This window comes from uncultured Thermosynechococcus sp. (assembly GCF_938074695.1).
Lineage (GTDB): Bacteria > Cyanobacteriota > Cyanobacteriia > Thermosynechococcales > Thermosynechococcaceae > Thermosynechococcus.
In genome coordinates, this window is the sequence record NZ_CALJEM010000032.1 from 1 (window position 1) to 14,436 (window position 14,436).

At 52.5% G+C, this 14,436-nt stretch carries 14 protein-coding genes and 1 pseudogene; 9 read left to right on the top strand and 6 right to left on the bottom strand.

The annotated features are described in order from the left end of the window. The first annotated feature begins 156 nt into the window (after positions 1-156). A complete protein-coding gene (locus tag Q0683_RS05235; protein ID WP_298614730.1) occupies positions 157-882 on the top strand; it encodes a segregation/condensation protein A in 726 nt (241 codons plus the stop codon). Here Q0683_RS05235 and Q0683_RS05240 read toward each other — a convergent pair. Then, a complete protein-coding gene (locus Q0683_RS05240) occupies positions 879-1,730 on the bottom strand; it encodes an inositol monophosphatase family protein (RefSeq protein ID WP_298976633.1) in 852 nt (283 codons plus the stop codon). The genes Q0683_RS05235 and Q0683_RS05240 overlap by 4 nt on opposite strands. Before the next feature lie 6 nt (positions 1,731-1,736). After that, entirely contained in the window at positions 1,737-2,129 is a 393-nt protein-coding gene (locus Q0683_RS05245; RefSeq protein ID WP_298614734.1) for a 2Fe-2S iron-sulfur cluster-binding protein, read from the bottom strand. Between the two features lie 171 nt (positions 2,130-2,300). Between Q0683_RS05245 and Q0683_RS05250 the strand changes: the two are divergent. Together Q0683_RS05250 and Q0683_RS05255 are read left to right on the top strand one after the other, a co-directional pair. Next, a pseudogene (locus Q0683_RS05250) lies at positions 2,301-2,714 on the top strand (DUF1269 domain-containing protein); the annotation flags it as partial. Between the two features lie 237 nt (positions 2,715-2,951). Beyond that, the gene (locus tag Q0683_RS05255) at positions 2,952-4,727 is read left to right on the top strand and encodes a hypothetical protein (RefSeq protein WP_298976637.1); all 1,776 of its coding nucleotides are present in this window, start codon (positions 2,952-2,954) and stop codon (positions 4,725-4,727) included. 6 nt (positions 4,728-4,733) lie between these two features. On the opposite strand, the gene Q0683_RS05260 is transcribed toward Q0683_RS05255, so the two are convergent. Further along, positions 4,734-5,567 carry an acyl-CoA desaturase gene (locus Q0683_RS05260; RefSeq protein ID WP_298614738.1) on the bottom strand — a complete coding sequence of 278 codons (834 nt, stop codon included), beginning with the start codon at positions 5,565-5,567 and terminating at the stop codon, positions 4,734-4,736. Between the two features lie 520 nt (positions 5,568-6,087). Here Q0683_RS05260 and Q0683_RS05265 point away from each other — a divergent pair. From Q0683_RS05265 to ntcA, 4 genes are all read left to right on the top strand, one after another. Next, positions 6,088-6,297, top strand: coding sequence for a hypothetical protein (locus Q0683_RS05265; protein ID WP_298614740.1), 210 nt, complete (start codon positions 6,088-6,090; stop codon positions 6,295-6,297). 339 nt (positions 6,298-6,636) lie between these two features. Continuing rightward, on the top strand, positions 6,637-7,296 hold the full coding sequence (locus Q0683_RS05270; RefSeq protein WP_298976640.1) for a hypothetical protein: 660 nt from the start codon (positions 6,637-6,639) through the stop codon (positions 7,294-7,296). Between the two features lie 11 nt (positions 7,297-7,307). Continuing rightward, positions 7,308-7,952 carry a DUF2834 domain-containing protein gene (locus tag Q0683_RS05275; protein WP_298614746.1) on the top strand — a complete coding sequence of 215 codons (645 nt, stop codon included), beginning with the start codon at positions 7,308-7,310 and terminating at the stop codon, positions 7,950-7,952. Positions 7,953-8,125: 173 nt separating this feature from the next. After that, complete coding sequence (gene ntcA / locus Q0683_RS05280) at positions 8,126-8,791, top strand: global nitrogen regulator NtcA (protein ID WP_298614749.1); 666 nt, start codon at positions 8,126-8,128, stop codon at positions 8,789-8,791. Here the strand turns inward: ntcA and Q0683_RS05285 are convergent. Next, positions 8,788-10,416 carry a cyclic peptide export ABC transporter gene (locus Q0683_RS05285; protein WP_298976643.1) on the bottom strand — a complete coding sequence of 543 codons (1,629 nt, stop codon included), beginning with the start codon at positions 10,414-10,416 and terminating at the stop codon, positions 8,788-8,790. The two genes, ntcA and Q0683_RS05285, sit on opposite strands and share 4 nt — an antisense overlap. Beyond that, positions 10,413-10,640, bottom strand: coding sequence for a photosystem II assembly protein Psb35 (locus Q0683_RS05290; RefSeq protein ID WP_366142441.1), 228 nt, complete (start codon positions 10,638-10,640; stop codon positions 10,413-10,415). Before Q0683_RS05290 ends, Q0683_RS05285 begins: the two co-directional genes overlap by 4 nt. 216 nt (positions 10,641-10,856) lie before the next feature. Between Q0683_RS05290 and Q0683_RS05295 the strand changes: the two genes are divergently transcribed. Both Q0683_RS05295 and hemC read left to right on the top strand, forming a co-directional pair. Then, complete coding sequence (locus Q0683_RS05295) at positions 10,857-12,191, top strand: TIGR03279 family radical SAM protein (RefSeq protein WP_298976645.1); 1,335 nt, start codon at positions 10,857-10,859, stop codon at positions 12,189-12,191. Positions 12,192-12,264: 73 nt separating this feature from the next. Then, entirely contained in the window at positions 12,265-13,227 is a 963-nt protein-coding gene (hemC, locus tag Q0683_RS05300; RefSeq protein WP_298617714.1) for a hydroxymethylbilane synthase, read from the top strand. A 4-nt stretch (positions 13,228-13,231) separates the two neighbouring features. Here hemC and Q0683_RS05305 read toward each other — a convergent pair whose 3' ends face one another. After that, positions 13,232-14,338 carry a CHAT domain-containing protein gene (locus tag Q0683_RS05305; RefSeq protein ID WP_298976648.1) on the bottom strand — a complete coding sequence of 369 codons (1,107 nt, stop codon included), beginning with the start codon at positions 14,336-14,338 and terminating at the stop codon, positions 13,232-13,234. Positions 14,339-14,436 lie beyond the last annotated feature (98 nt).

The following is a 14,436-nucleotide window of genomic DNA, read 5'->3' on the forward strand; positions in this document are numbered from 1 at the left end:
GCCAAATTATTACCAATTTGGGGGGGCAAATTTGGGCTGAATCGGCGGGGCGCGATCGCGGCAGTGAGTTCCACTTTACGATTCCCATTGCTGAGCCTTTTCTGGATAGGGGCCATCAAGCTCCCTAAGATAGACAACAACAGGGGGCAGCTAGCCATGAGCCAATCCTTTGCCGATGCCGCCATTGACATTTTGATTGACTTGGCCGAGCGGGGGGAAATTGATCCTTGGGATATTCAAGTAATTGAGGTCTTTGATCGCTGCTTGGCAGAGTTGGCGCGGCGGGGGGAGCCTAATCTCAGTGAATCAGGGCAAGCCTTTTTGTATGCTGCAATGCTGGTACTCCTAAAGAGCGATCGCCTAGTGGCGGTTGTTGAACCTAGGCCAGCCGAAGAAGAATTCAGGGAGCCGTCAGAGATCGGCGAAAACCAGTCCGTTAGAGTCTTACCCCCTGCCCTAGAGCAGCATTTGCATCGCCGCCCCGTAGCTCCCCCCCAACAACGGCGCCGCGTCACCCTTGAGGAGTTGATTGCCCACCTGAAAACGATGGCGGTTCAAAGCGATCGCGCCAAGGTACTGCAAGCTCATCAACCTCGCCGTCGTCGCCGTCCCACGCCCCTTAAGACAATTACCCAACTGGCTCACCAAGAAAACCTCACGGAGATAGCCGGCGAAGTGGAAAGTCTCCTTGGAGAAATGGCTCCCGCAGGCACTTGGTTAGACTTCCAAGCCCTGCTGCAACTCAAACCCGATCCCGTCGGTGTCTTTTGGGCACTGCTGTTCCTTGCCGCCCAGTCCAAGGTGGAGCTTCAGCAAGCAGACTTCTATCAAACCCTCCAGGTGCGGACTTGTGTCGCTGAGCCGATACCCCTAGAGGCCTAGGTTAGCTCTGGTAGAAACGAAAACCCCAGGGGTTTCACCCGTAGGAGTGCCTCACTTAGGGCAGCATGGAGATACCCATTCGTCGCTAAAATCCGCCCGGAGGTCAGTTGAAAAGGAGATTGATCGTAGGCAGTCACCACACCTCCAGCTTCGCGAACCAGAACCACACCCGCCGCCAAGTCCCAAGGGGAAAGACCCCGTTCCCAATAGCCATCTAGACGGCCACAGGCAATGTAGGCCAAGTCAATGGCCGCTGCACCTCCCCGCCGTACCCCTTGGCTGAGATGGGTCAGGTAGCAAAATTCGGCGTAATTATTGTCCTCGGTTTCGCGGCGATCGTAGGCAAAACCAGTAACCAAAAGGCTGTGACTTAGTTCTACAGTCCTAGAAACGCGAATCGGCTGGCGATCGCGAGTTGCCCCGAGGCCGGTGGCCGCCCGAAAGAGTTCGCGGTGAAAGGGATCATAGACTACCCCAACATGGGGTTCCCCCTCCACCAGCAAAGCCACCGACACGGCACTAAAGGGGTATTGATGGGCGTAGTTCGTTGTCCCATCCAGAGGATCGATCGCCCACAGAAATGGATTGTCCTTGAGGCCCGAAAGGCCGGATTCCTCCGCCAGTACCGCATGGTCAGGACAATGGCGACGAATCACATCCAACACCGCCACTTCCGACTGGCGATCGGCCACTGTGACAAGGTCACCGGAGCGCCCCTTCTCTTCAATCTCACTTAATTTGCCCCAGTAGTATTGAAGGACAGCGCCCCCCGCCAAGGCTGCCTCGGTGGCAATTTCCAAATAGCGCTGCCGCTCACTTTCCGGCAGTGGACAATTCACGGCTGACATAAAGACTTAATCCTCATCGAGGGGTAGACCCAGTTGTACCCGCCCCTTGCCAAAGTAGCGACCAAATTGCAGCTCATAGACCTCGTCCTCATCTTGGGTTTCCACCTCAAGATCAGAGCGGGCGTAGCTGACACACAGGAGGGCATAACCTTTGGCTTGCAGGGCAGGGGAAAGACCCATGGCTTCGGGTTGATACACTTGGCCAGAGAGGATGCGCACTGCACAGGTGGTACAGGCGCCATTGCGACAGGAAAAGGGCAGCTCAAGGCCTTGGCTTTCAGCGAATTGCAGAATGTAGCGATCGCTGGGAACAGTAATTGTGTACGTCCGTGTGGGGGGGTCTCCCGGCTTTAGGGGACGCACGTGAATGGTCACCGTGTAGGTTTGTGGCGTACTCATGGTCTTGTTATCCTACAGCGAAAAAGGTCGTAACTACCGTCTGAAAGCATTGGTGCAAGGTCTAGCATTGCCCCTTAGTTACCATACCGCAGTCGCAACCCGCTAATGATAATGCTAGGGTAGGGACGGTTCTATCACCCACATTTGAGGGAGACCTAAAGTTATGAGTACCTTGATCTGGAGGATGCTGCCCTTGTTGTACGTACCAAAGAGGGCAAGGTTAAAATCAACCAAACCCAAGATCTAACCCTCCAGGGAGCTTTTGGGGGTTGTTAATCGGTCTATTGTTCTTCAATCCTCTCTTGGGCTGGGCTGCGGGTCTAGTGGCGGGGGCAATTTCCGGCAAATTTACCGACGTTGGCATTGATGACAACTTCATCAAAGAATTGGGACAAACTATCTCCCGCTAGCTCGGCTATTTTTACATTGGTGCGTCAAGCCACACCCGACAAAGTAATCGAGGAAATTGCTGCCTTTGGCGGCAAAGTCCTGCGCACGTCTTTGTCAAAAGAGGATGAGGCAAAGTTGCAGGAAGCTCTCAATCGAGGCAATGCCTATCCCCAGCGAAGTGACAACCTCTGGTGAACCAACGAACAGTTAGTTTGTTTTTGCTCTAGCTCTCACTCGAAATTGACTAGGATAATCTTGAGAGGCTCGGCCATTCCCTAGATACAGCCCTTTTCCCAAGGAACTTGCGCAACACTGCGAAAGCAAGTGTCGGACAACAGTCCAGTTCCTTAACCCCTATTTCAGAAAAGGGCTATCGCTGGGCATGGTGCTCACAGTTAGGGATGCCAATAGGGAGTGTTGGGGAGTGAGAACATGGTGCAGGATCAAACCAAACTAGCCACAGTGATCGGGATATTGAAACGCTTTGGCGGGCGATCGCGCCAACTCAATCGTCTAGTCCCCCTTGGGCAAAAGCAGTGGCATGCTTGTTTACCTTGGTTGCAACACTGGCAAGGGGTGGCCGGCCTCTCCCTCTTAACCTCTGTGAGTATTGCGGGGCTATCCCTATGGCTGTTGCTACGGCAACCGACAACTCCCGGCAATTGCGATTTTGTCCTTTGGCCTTTGGCATCGGCCTCCTTTCGCCTCTACTGCGCCCAACAGGCGGCGGAGCGACACACCCTTGAGGATTTGCTCCATGCCATTGATCTCATTGACGACTTGCCCCGCGATCATCCCCTTGCCCCTGAAATCAATCGTCGCTTAGAAGCGTGGTCAGATCAGGTTTTGGCCTTGGCAGAGGTAGCCTTTCATGAAGGGCAATTGAATCGGGCGATCGCCTTTGCACGACGCATTCCCCGTCAGGTTCAAGCCTATGCCAAGGTGGAAGAGCGCATTCAGCGCTGGCAAGAAATTTGGCAAGAAGGGGAGGCCATTTATCGGCGCGCCGAAGCCGCCTTAAAAAACCTTGCATGGCGAGAAGCCTTTCAAATTTCCCTCCAATTGCAATTTGTGGACTGTCGTTATTGGGCACAGGAGCAGTTTGGTGCCTTTAATGAGCGGATTATCCGTGCCCAACGGGAAGACCGGCAGTTGGATGAAGCCCGCGCCCTTATGGCACAGGGGGGAGCCGATCGCTTGGCCGCTGCTATTGAAATTGTGCGGCGAATTCCCCCTACCAGTGATATTTATCCCGGCGCGCGGCGATTGCTCAATGAGTTGGGTGAACGGCTGCTTGCATTAGCAGTGGCGGCTTTCAATCGCTATGACCCCCAAGAAGCGCGGCGGATTGCCCGTTTGATTCCCGCTGATGTCAGGAGTGCCCGCAGCGCTGAGGATTTGCTGAAGTTGGCAACAGCAGAAGAATTTGCCCAAGCGGGGATGGGAGAGGATATTGATCGGGCGATCGCCCAAGCACGAACAATTACCGCAGAACGCCCCCTCTACTTTGAAGCTCAACAGGCGATTCGCCGCTGGCAAGCGGATCTAAAAGTCCTGCATACCCTTGCAGAAGCGCAGGCCATTGCCCGTGGCGGCACCCTTAATCACCTTCACCTTGCCCTCAACAGGCTCAACATTCCTTTCGTGGACGCCAGTCCCTACCGCCAAGAACAAATCCGCGATCAGCGACGGCTGTGGCAACGCCAAATTGAGATTGCCGAGGATCAACCGCTCATTGATCAAGCCAATGCCCTTGCCCGTCAAGGCACTCCCGAAGCCCTGCTGGAAGCTCGCCAACTCCTTGAGCAAATTCGCCCCCGGCGTGCCCTCTATCAAACGGCTCAAAATCGCCTCAAAGAACTCTTTCCCCCCCTTGTAACTCAAGCGGTCGGCTGGCAGCCTGATGCGGATACAGTCCGTCTCAATGAAGCCCAGCGCCGTGCTCGGGGAGGGCGCGATCGCGACTTTGCCGCTGCCATTGCCATTGCCCAAGAAATTTCCCCAAACTCCAGTGTCTATGCCGCCGCCCACCAGTTAATTGTGCAGTGGGGCAACAACATCCTAGAACAAGCGCGCTATTGGGTGGGGCGGAACAACCGGCAGGCGATCGCCACCGCTGAACTCATCCCCCCCACGCATCCCCTCTACCCAGAGGCAAGGGAATTGATCCGCGTTTGGCAAGAGGCGGAACCAGAGAAGCCTTTTTAGCAGCTTTTATTGGTTCGCGGGAGCTTCCACAAGCCGCACCCTTTTGGCAAGACCGATCGCTTGCAGTGCCCGAATCGTGATCCACGTAATATCAAATTCCCACCATTGCAGACCGTGACGTGCCGAATGGGGATAGGTGTGGTGATTATTGTGCCAGCCTTCACCAAACGTAAGCAGGGCAACCCACCAGCAATTTGTGGAGCGATCGCCCGACTCAAACGTGCGATAGCCAAACCTATGGGTGGCACTATTGACAAACCAAGTGAGGTGATACACCAGGACAAGGCGGACAAAGATGCCCCAGACCACAAAAGGCAGCCCACCCCACAGATACAGCAAAACCCCTAAAACCACTTGAAGGGGCAGGAAATACCGATTCAAAAACCGATAGACAGGATCAGTGTTAATGTCCTTGGTGAGGCGCTCTACCTCTGCCTTAGCGGGCACTTCTTGGAGCATCCAGCCCATATGTGACCACCAAAACCCCTTTTGGGAATTGTGCTGATCCAGTTCTTGGTCAGAGTGGAGGTGATGATTGCGGTGGAGGCCAACCCATTCAATGACACCCCCTTCACAGGCCAAGGTACCGCAAAAGGCAAAGAAATATTCCAGCCATTTTGGACACTGAAAACTGCGATGGGTGATAAGGCGATGCCATCCTAAGGTAATCCCCAGACCCCCGGACACCCAATAAAGGACAAAACAAAGAAGCACTGCCGACCATGAAAACAGTTCGGGCACAAATGCCAGCAATGCTCCCAAATGGACAATGCCCATAAAAAAAATCACCCCCCACTCGGGACGCTGGGGGCGTGAAGGCAACGAAGAAACAGATGTCATAGAACTCTCAAACGCATTGACAAGCCCCGCCGGACTTACAGCCAGCCCGATTGAGGCATCAGGTTGTGAATGCCTTTGCAGCTCGGCCTCAAGAGAAACCTGTAGCTTAATTGGCAAATCAGCCAACCCTTAATTTTATTTTTGCCGAGATTAGAGAGCACGTCAAGTGAAATTTGGATCGGTTATCCACCAACATCTAAGCCCCCTGACACCTGATCAAAATCCCAAGCTGGAACGACTCAAACAAGTACAGAGCCAGACCAACCCTTAGAAATTTTAGGATCCCTACTTGTGCGAACGGCAGTGGGGCACTGTGCGGGAAGATTATTCCGCCGACGGCAACGCTTGAGAATATGTTTCCCATGTTCAGGCGCGATCTCAAGCCTACTGGGGGGATGAAGATGGCCTCGGCGGCATTTGTGATGCCCGACAGCAGCTCTGTTTTGCCCTTGCCCTCCGATACCGCAATACTTGGAAGTGGACACCGGCGAAGGTTCTCGCCAAACCCAAACTCAAGCAAATGAACGCAACACTGTTCTACGAATACTTTCACGGGGATAGTGGTGTAGGACTAGGTGCGAGTCACCAAACGGCCTGGATGGGGCTGATCGCACAAATTATCATGGCGCTGAATGTTTTCGATGCCGAGGAGGTCCTGGAAATAAGGATACTTAGCCGTGGTCTGGAAACAACTCGCGGCGTTGATCAGCGCCAGCTCGCACCTGCTTAACAATCGCCCCTTTTTTTGATTTCTTGATACCGAAATTGAACAACGGCTGCAAAAACCCTAAACCTCGGTAACCCTAGCTGATTTTGGATATATTAAAGTATGCCAATATACTAGTAAATTTCCGTAAAATTACTGAGCAGTTGACACGCACTGTCCTCTACATTGGTAAAACAAAGGGAGGGATGTGGCTAGATTCAAATTGCTACTGCTTTCAACATTCATTGATTGAATAAACAGAGCATTTATATTTTGCAACGAAAGCAGGAGACATGTTAAACTGGTTTACAAAAGTTCATATTCCCCTCCTGTTCCACTTTGGCTGCGTTTGAGGTTTAGATTATGTCGCTCACACCCATGACTCGTTACTACATTCGCCGTCTGCTTGCAGAGCGAGCTGAATCCCTTGGGTTAACCGTGAGTAGCACCGAAGATCACAGTCAAGCCTTTGCCGATCAACTGGCGCGTCTAGAGTCCTTAGCAGCAACCAAGTTGGCAGAGATTGATTTAATTGTTCGGATGCACCAAACCCTCAGCCGCAATGGCCAAACCTACAACCGCTACCTTGCCAATTTAGAACAAAAGCTCTTTGCCATCATGGGTCTAGGGGGGCAAGTCTGCGAAGAATTGACAGAGATCACCCTGCCTCAGCTCGAAGAGACCAAGGGTACCGCAGCAAAAGTCCTCACCTTGGCTGAAGTGCTAGAACACTTTAATAAAGTTGGTGATATTGCCCAGAAATACCTTGGCAAAATGATTGTGGCCAACTATTGGCGGGGTACTCGTCCCCACAGCAGTTGGTTTGCTGACTTTACAGTAACCAATGAAGCTCGTGTGGTTTGTCAATCGTACCAGTCCACCCGCGATGTATTCCTCAGTGAGGAGCAACTCAAGCATTTGCAAGGTTGGCTAGAAGCATTTATTCGCCAGTGCCAGCGAGTGCTGCCCCAATTCACGAAACAACTGCAAAAAGCAGGGGTACGGGAAACGGTTCTAGCTTAGAAAAGGGCGGTATGCGAATTGTCTTTGCGGTTCTCTGGCTGGGATTGATTGTCTATAGCTTTGGTTTTGCACCCCCAGATCACCCGCAGACACTGGTGCTGATTCAACGACTAGCTACAGGAGACTGGCAGGGCATTAACCCCCTAATTGTCAGTCTTTTTAATCTTATGGGCGTGTGGCCACTGATTTATACTGCATTACTGGTCGTGGATGGCCAAGAACAGCGATTTCCAGCGTGGCCATTTGCTGTCTTGAGTTTTGCCGTGGGTGTGTTTGCCCTATTACCCTATTTCATCCTGCGCCGGCCGGCACCGATCTTTACAGGAGAAATCAATAGAGGTGTACGCCTTGGGGAATCACGAATTACGGCCACTGGCATTGGTCTATTGGCTGTGGGCTGCCTTGGTTATGGTTTGATCGCAGGCAATTGGGCAGACTTTTGGCAGCAGTGGCAAACCAGCCGCTTTGTCCATGTGATGACCCTTGATTTTTGTCTGCTATCGCTATTGTTTCCATTCCTTCTCGTTGATGATTGGCAGCGGCGGGGTATAGAGAATTCGCCGTGGCGGTGGTGGAGTGTTGTGCCCTTACTGGGAGCATTGGGGTACTTACTTTTGCGTCCACCTTTAATTCTCTCGAAAAAAAGTGTGGCATGATACAAAAAAATGCCCCTGAATTGGTTTTACTCATCTGTCAATGCTGAACTCTACACCCAGAGCGAGATTCACCGGCGTTGAGAGAGTTGTGTTGTTGGGGGGATAGGAATGCCAACAGCACCTCTGCGATCGCTACGCCATCCATTGAACCACCATGGATTAACACACGACTCATGAACAAAGATCAACCCTTGGCACCCGTCTTTCGCCACATGGCCAGTGGCTTGTTTCCATCCACAACTGAAACCTACGAACGTGGGAAAACCATTTTCTTTCCAGGGGACCCAGCAGAAAAGGTTTATTTTCTCTTCAAGGGCGCAGTGAAGCTCTCCCGAGTGTATGAAGCAGGTGAAGAAATTACGGTGGCACTGCTGCGGGAAAATACGGTGTTTGGCGTGTTGTCCTTGATTACGGGCACCCGCTCCGATCGGTTTTACCATGCGGTGGCATTTACAAATGTGGAACTATTGGCGGTTCCCATCGAACAGGTGGAAAAGGCAATGCACGAGGATGCAGAGTTGCTGATGTTTATGATTCAGGGGTTGTCATCGCGCATCTTACAAACGGAGATGATGATTGAAACCCTTGCCCACCGCGATATGGGATCTCGCTTGGTCAGCTTTTTGCTGATTCTTTGCCGTGATTTTGGCATTCCCACCAGTGCTGGCATAACCGTGGATTTAAGGCTTTCCCATCAGGAAATTGCCGAGGCCATTGGTTCGACGCGGGTAACTGTGACGCGTCTATTGGGAGAACTGCGAGATCAAAAATTGATCTCAATCCACAAAAAGAAAATCACAGTCCACAATCCCCTCATGCTGAGCCAGCAGTTTACCTAAGGGTTGGTGGTTGTCACCAGTTGACCATAGTCCAGTTTAATCAGGCGATCGGCGACATCAAAGTAGCGATCGTCATGGCTAATCACAAACACCGTTTTGCCCTGGGCTTTTAGCTCTGGCAGAAGTTGGCGGTAAAAAATCTCCCGAAAGAGGGGGTCTTGATCCGCTGCCCATTCATCAAAGAGATAGGCGGGGCGATCGTCCAGATAGGCCATCAACAAGCCCAAACGCTTGCGCTCCCCTTGGGAAAGAGAGGTTGTGGAAAAGCGGTTACCTTCCAGGCGGACTTTGTGGCTCAAGCGCAATTTCTCAAGATAAGCGGGAACTGCTGCCAAGCGTTCGGGGGATTCAATGCCCAAGAGTGAGTCAAAAAGATAAAAGTCACTAAAAACTGTGGCAAAGTGTTGGCGATACCATTCATAGTCTTCAGGCTGCAAACAGTGATCATCCACCCAAATTTCCCCCTGATCGGGAATGTAGAGTCCCGTAATAATTTTGGCGAGGGTAGATTTGCCACTGCCATTGCCACCCACAATAAACAGGAGTTCGCCAGCTTGGACGGTCAAACTTAAAGGCCCTAGGGTAAACGTTGCCGGTTCGTCCTCACGGTTGCCGTGGTATTGATGGCGAATCTGTCGCAGTGAGAGGGTTTTCCAGCCCAAGGGGGGGAGTTCCCCACGACCCTCAATGTCTTGGCGGGGATCTCCAAGGTTCAGGTGCAGGGATTCCACTTTTTTTAAGGCAACGCTGGCACGATTAAAGATAGGAATAGCATCAATTACCTGTTGCATCGGCAGCATTAGATAAATAATCGTCAGAACATAGCCTGAGAGAACCGTTGGTGTGGCTTGGAGCAAATGGGGCAGCGTAAAGAGAAAGAAGCCAATCGTCACAAACAACAGCAACTGTCCCCAACTGGCAGCAATGGCAAAGACCATGTACCCTAGTTCGTTTTGCTGCCGTGTTTTCTGAGCAGTGGGTTCTAGCTCCCCATAAAAGAAAGCCAAGCGCCGTTGTCGGTTGAGCTTGAGTTCTTTGTTGCCTTCAGTCAGTGTCCGAAAGTGTTGAAAGAGGTGATCCTGTTGCTGCCGCGCCTGCTCTAGGAATTTTCGTGCTCTGCCCGCTAGAAACAAGTAGCTGCCAGTACCGATGGCAATCAAGGCAACAAGAGCAAAAAAGAGGGGCGGCGACAACCAGCCCATGTAAATCAGACAGCCAATGACAATGGCAATGGCATTAAAAAGATTGGGCAGGACGGAAAAGGAACGGGAGACGGCGTCCACGTCTTCTGTCAGCGTCGCAAGGAGTTGAGGATGACCAATGGCTTCTAAGTGGCGTAGGGGTGAGGCGAGAATCTGACGACTGAGGAGGAGACGCATTTCATAGACCGCCTGTTGGGCAGCCCGCACCAGCAGAACTTGGGAGCTAAAGTGAGTGACTAGTAGAAGTGTGCCGAGGAGAATAAATCCCCAAGGCAAGAGCTGTTGTAGGACAGGGGTTTTCTGGAGAGCCGCATTAATCAGGGCAATGAGGGCAGCCGTGCTGCCACCGTTGAGAAGCCCAGCGATCGCTGCTGCAACAATCGTCGGCCAAGCCGCCTGTAATAGAATCCGAAAGAGCTTCACGACTCTGTGGTCTCATCAGGGGCGGGGGTGGACTCGGACTCTTCGAGATTTAACTTGGGAATAAAACTGGGGCGATCGGCATTTTCCCACCCGAGGGGACGTTTCGAGTTGTACCAGGCAACAAGGCCAATACTCACCGCAGCCACAAGACCCAGCAGCAACACCCCATAAAAGGGGACAAAGTTACCAGTCCCCACGGTAAAGCTAATCCCCAACAACCCCATGATTTCCCTCGTTAACATATAGAACACCACTATATCAATGCAGCGACTGCTTTGAGAATCCTTGGCGTTGGAAGCGGCTGTGTTTGCTAAGGTACAGTACAAGATAAGGAAGTTTTACTGACCCGGTGCGCGGCAAGCCCCGCCGTACCGCTGCGCGGGCGCAAGCCAACAGGCCGGGTAGGATGTCAATGTAGTCCCTCTTTTCATCAATTAACCATGAGCGATCGCGCCCTTCGACCGGCTGTTGTGGCTGCTGTGGAGCCTGGTTCTATTGCCGCTGAGTTGGGATTTGAACCCGGAGACGCTTTGGTGGCCATTAATGGCGATCGCCCCCGCGACTTGATTGACTATCGGTTTCTCTGTGCCGAGGAATACCTCACCCTCGAAGTGCTGGGCAAAGACGGCCAAACCTACGTCCTCGAAATTGAAAAAGACATTGATGAAGACTTAGGACTGGAGTTTACCACGGCCCTTTTTGATGGATTGATGCAGTGTAACAATCGCTGTCCCTTTTGCTTTATTGATCAGCAACCCCCCGGTAAACGGGAGAGCCTCTACGTCAAGGATGATGACTACCGCCTTAGCTTTCTCTATGGCAGTTACATTACCCTGACAAATCTGCTGCCCTCGGAGTGGCAACGCATTGCCCAACTGCGTCTTTCTCCCCTGTATGTCTCTGTCCATGCCACAGTGCCCAGCGTTCGCCAGCGCTTGCTGAAAAATCCACGCGCCGGGGAAATTCTCCAACAAATTCGCTGGTTTCAAGAGCAACGGCTGCAACTTCATGCCCAAGTGGTTGTCTGTCCGGGCATCAATGACGGGGAATGCCTTGAGCAAACACTGCGGGATTTAGCGCAGTTCTATGATCCGGAGGAACCAACCGTGCTTTCAGTGGCAGTGGTGCCCGTGGGTCTTACCCGCTTTCGCCCTCCTGAGGATGAACTGATTCCTGTCACCCCTGACCATGCCCAAGCGGTCATTCAGCAGGTACAAAGGCTCCAACAGCACTTTGAGCAGCAGTGGCAAACCCCCTTTGCCTGGTTGGCGGATGAATGGTTTTTGATTGCTGGCTGCCCCTTACCCCCTGCCGCCCACTATCAGGAGTATCCTCAACTCAGTAATGGCGTGGGCACAATTCGCCTGTTTTTAGAAGAGTTTGACCTTCACGCCCAACAGCTTCCCCAACGCCTACCGCAGCCACGCCATCTCAGTTGGGTGGTGGGCAATGCGGTAGAACAAGCCTTTGCACCCCTAGTGGCTCGCCTTAATCAGATTGAGAACCTGCGCCTTGATCTGTATGCCCTTGCCAGTGACTATTGGGGACAGCAGATGTCGGTCACGGGTCTGTTGACCGGCCATGATTTGATCTATCACCTAAAGGGCAAGCCCTTGGGCGATCGCCTACTGCTGCCCAGTCTCATGCTCAAGCACGATGAAGCAGTCTTTCTTGATGATGTGCCCTTAGCCACGGTGGAGGAGGCGCTAGAGGTACCAATTCAAGTGGTCTCCGGTGGCGCGGCAGGGATTATTGCCGCCTGTACCCATCCCTAAAATGGCCGATCTTGCCCCTTGGGATCCCCGCGACCTATAATGACTGGATGCTGTTCGCTGCACACCCAACACTATGGTTGCCACCTCGTCCCGTCCGATTCGCATTGGTTCCCGCAAAAGTCAACTGGCTCTTGTGCAAACGGAATGGGTACAGGCGCAACTCCAAGCTCGCCATCGCGATCGCGCCTTTGAGGTGGTAACCATGACTACCCAAGGGGACAATATCCTTGATGTCGCTCTTGCAAAAATTGGCGATAAAGGACTCTTTACCAAAGAGCTAGAACTTTCAATGCTGCGGGGCGAAACTGATTTAGCCGTCCACTCTCTCAAAGATTTACCCACCAAGTTGCCGGAGGGCCTAGTTTTGGGCGCGATTACCCAGCGGGAAGACCCAGCGGATGCCCTTGTCTTGGGGGCGAAATGGACCGGATATACGATTGAGACCCTCCCCCCAGGCACGGTGATTGGTACTTCCTCCCTGCGCCGCTTGGCCCAACTGCGCCACTCCTATCCCCATCTGACGTTCAAGGATGTGCGGGGGAACCTGAATACCCGCCTTGCCAAGTTGGATGCCGGGGAATACGATGCCTTGATTTTGGCGGTAGCCGGTCTACGGCGTTTGGGATTTGGCGATCGCATTAGCCAAGTCTTACCCGCAACGGTTTCTCTGTACGCCGTGGGTCAGGGCGCCTTGGGCATTGAATGCCGCGCCGAAGATGCCGACATCTTGGCCTTGGTCAAGACCCTCGAACATCCAGAAACAGCAGCTCGTTGCTTAGCGGAGCGAGCCTTCCTAAGGCAATTGGAAGGGGGCTGTCAAGTGCCCATTGGGGTACATACGGTGATTGAAAATGGCCAACTCACCCTCACAGGCTTAGTGGCGAGTCTCGATGGCCAACGCCTTGTCAAAGACAGTCTCACAGGGGAGCCTGCCAAGGCCGAAGAACTGGGGATGCGCCTTGCCCTAAAGCTGCGCGAACAGGGAGCCGCAGAGATTTTGGAAGAAATTTTTGCCACCGCACGTCCTGAACGGTAATTAGTTACCACGGACTGCCAACTATCGTAAAGGCAGCCCAGAAGTAAGGATGGCTCAAGGAGCGATCGCCCACCGCAAGTGCTGGGGGTAAGGGAATTGCGCCACGAATCGTTCGTAGTTCATTCCCCTTGACTGTAATATCTCCTCGCAACATGGCCAATTGAGCTTGGCGTAGTGCTTCCGCCTTGATGGGGGCTGTATTCAACTGATTGTAAAAGCCTGTCATCAAAGCCAGTGTCCCCTCATCACTGACATACCACAGACTGGCCACTACCGACTTTACTCCTAACTGCACCGACAACCCGGCAAATCCCAGTTCTGCATCCAAGTCACCTACTGCTGTGCGACAGGCACTCAGGGTCAGTAATTCCGTTTCCGGACGATACAGGCGTAAATTCCGCAACTGCAATAAATTCAACCGCCCATCAGTAAAGACAATATAGGAGTTTTCAGGAGACCCTGGCTGAAACTGAGCATGGGTTGCCAGGTGGATGATTTGATAAATTCCCTGCCGATGCTGCCGCTGCAAGTTGGGAATCGTAAAGTCAGCATTGAGGAACTCCGTACCCCCCCCTAAATCCTTAGTAATTTGGTCTAGTTCTATGGGTACAGCGGGTAAGGGAGATTGGTCTTTGAACTCCGATGCCCCCATCGCCAGAATTTTCGCCCGTTGAATGTTGCGATAGCGCCTATCCGTTAAGCTCATGCTGGGCACGAGTGCCAGATTAAAACGTTCAATCAAAAAGCGTTGACCATCATGGAGCGCCGATAGAGGGACAGTCCGCAGGCCACTGTCAAGGACAAAAACCAAGGTTTCAATGCCTTGGGCATCCAATTGAGGTCGCAAAGGAGCGATCAACCATTGATAAAGTTGCTGGGATGCAGGTAGGTAGGCACGAGTATTGACCAAGCGTGGGTCACGAATACTATTGGTAAACTGGTTCGCCGTTTTTAGAAGCTGCTCCTGCCCAACTGCCCGCACAGGTGCATAAATCGTCTCTCCCTCAGGCGTCACCATCATCAAATCCAGTTGGGTAGGGCGTGCCAGTGTATAGATGACGGCTGGCTTCTTACCTGTTTGCTTGGCAATTTCATTTAGAGCAGCTTGCAAATCCTTGATCGATAGCTCTGGCTGGTTACAAAGCTGACCCAAGTAACTTGTTATCTCTTGGCAACCTCGTTGGTCTAGAAGAGGGATAGCACGGCTTG

Coding starts and splice junctions, on each gene's coding strand:
- Q0683_RS05235 (WP_298614730.1), top strand. CDS start 157: ATGAGCCAATCCTTTGCCGATGCCGCCATTGACATTTTGATTGACTTG.
- Q0683_RS05240 (WP_298976633.1), bottom strand. CDS start 1,730: ATGTCAGCCGTGAATTGTCCACTGCCGGAAAGTGAGCGGCAGCGCTAT.
- Q0683_RS05245 (WP_298614734.1), bottom strand. CDS start 2,129: ATGAGTACGCCACAAACCTACACGGTGACCATTCACGTGCGTCCCCTA.
- Q0683_RS05255 (WP_298976637.1), top strand. CDS start 2,952: ATGGTGCAGGATCAAACCAAACTAGCCACAGTGATCGGGATATTGAAA.
- Q0683_RS05260 (WP_298614738.1), bottom strand. CDS start 5,567: ATGACATCTGTTTCTTCGTTGCCTTCACGCCCCCAGCGTCCCGAGTGG.
- Q0683_RS05265 (WP_298614740.1), top strand. CDS start 6,088: ATGAACGCAACACTGTTCTACGAATACTTTCACGGGGATAGTGGTGTA.
- Q0683_RS05270 (WP_298976640.1), top strand. CDS start 6,637: ATGTCGCTCACACCCATGACTCGTTACTACATTCGCCGTCTGCTTGCA.
- Q0683_RS05275 (WP_298614746.1), top strand. CDS start 7,308: ATGCGAATTGTCTTTGCGGTTCTCTGGCTGGGATTGATTGTCTATAGC.
- ntcA (WP_298614749.1), top strand. CDS start 8,126: ATGAACAAAGATCAACCCTTGGCACCCGTCTTTCGCCACATGGCCAGT.
- Q0683_RS05290 (WP_366142441.1), bottom strand. CDS start 10,640: ATGGGGTTGTTGGGGATTAGCTTTACCGTGGGGACTGGTAACTTTGTC.
- Q0683_RS05295 (WP_298976645.1), top strand. CDS start 10,857: ATGAGCGATCGCGCCCTTCGACCGGCTGTTGTGGCTGCTGTGGAGCCT.
- hemC (WP_298617714.1), top strand. CDS start 12,265: ATGGTTGCCACCTCGTCCCGTCCGATTCGCATTGGTTCCCGCAAAAGT.